The following is a 1,543-nucleotide window of genomic DNA, read 5'->3' on the forward strand; positions in this document are numbered from 1 at the left end:
ATGAAAGACCGTGCCTTACAAGCACTAGCTAAACTGGTACTAGAACCAGAGTGGGAAGCCAAATTCGAGCCTAACAGCTATGGATTTAGAGTAGGACGCTCTTGTCACGATGCTATAGCAGGGATATTCCAAGCCATTAACAAAAAGGCAAAGTATGTTCTTGATGCAGATATAGCTAAATGCTTTGACCGCATTGACCATCAAAAACTGTTAGAAAAACTTAACACCTACCCAACCATGAGGAAACAAATCAAATCATGGTTAAAAGCAGGAGTCATAGACGACAAACAGTTATTCCCAACCTCAGAAGGTACACCGCAAGGCGGAGTGTTATCGCCATTATTGGCAAATATAGCACTTCATGGGTTAGAGGAATTGGTTATGAATCTAGCACCCTCATTTGACATGAAACGCAAAGACGGGACACAAATGAGTGTTAGAGACAAAATAAAATCAGTGACCTTAATCCGATCTGCAGACGATTTTGTGGTACTACATGAAAACCTAGGGGTTATTCTCCTAATCAAAAAGGAAATAGAGGGATGGTTACAAAACATCGGACTTGAGTTAAAACCAAGTAAAACAAGAATAGCCCACACACTGAGAGAACATGAAAGCGAACAAGCTGGATTCGACTTTCTAGGGTTTAATATAAGACAATTTCCCGTCGGTAAATACACCTCGGGAAAAGTCAGAGGTAATCTGCTTGGTTTCAAAACAATAATAACCCCTAACAAAGAGAGTCAAATAAGACACTATAGAGAACTTAAACGCATCATAAACACCAGCAAGGGAATCAACCAAGCTGAACTCATTAAAAGGTTAAACCCTGTAATAAGAGGATGGTGCAATTACTTCTCAACAGTGGTTAGTCAGAAAATCTTTGAAAGATTAACCCACATCCTAGGGCATAAACTCATCAAATGGGGGATAAAACGCCATCGAAACAAAGGAAGAAAGTGGATTTCTAAAAGACACTTTCACACAATAGGTGGCAATAACTGGGCTTTCACAACCAGAGAAGAAAATAATCCTCTAAGGTTGTACGAACATAGAGAAACGGAAATCCGACGCTATGTGAAGGTCAAAGGGAACGCCTCACCCTACGACGGAAACCTAGTTTATTGGAGTTCAAGAATGGGGACTCATCCCGAAATGCCAACAGAAATTTCAAAACTGTTGAAAAAGCAAAAAGGGAAATGTACTCACTGTGGACACTTCTTAAGAGATGGGGATTTAATGGAGATAGACCACATCACCCCTAAATCACTAGGGGGGAATAACAGTTACAATAACCTCCAACTTCTTCATCGACATTGCCATGATGAAAAGACAGCCAATGATGGCAGTCTAGGCAACAAATCTGACTGCAATAGTGTCAAGCCAGAACCGCCCATACCAGATAATTACATCTGGGTAAAGGATATGTTGGTAATGACGTAGGAATGACAAACCCCGTGTAGTTGAGGAGCGGAATGACGAGAAATTGTCACGTTCCGTTTTGTAGAGCAGTAGGAGAGGCGACTCTCTTACTGACTTTAAT

1 protein-coding gene is annotated in these 1,543 nt (G+C 40.9%); it reads left to right on the forward strand.

Going from position 1 to position 1,543, the window contains the following annotated elements:
• Positions 1 to 1,443 (forward strand): reverse transcriptase domain-containing protein (locus IQ242_RS24475; RefSeq protein ID WP_193961741.1); only part of this gene is annotated, 1,443 nt, incomplete at its 5' end.
• Positions 1,444 to 1,543: the final 100 nt, after the last annotated feature.

The organism is Microcystis sp. LEGE 08355, from assembly GCF_015207185.1.
In the GTDB taxonomy this organism is placed as follows: domain Bacteria; phylum Cyanobacteriota; class Cyanobacteriia; order Cyanobacteriales; family Microcystaceae; genus Microcystis; species Microcystis panniformis.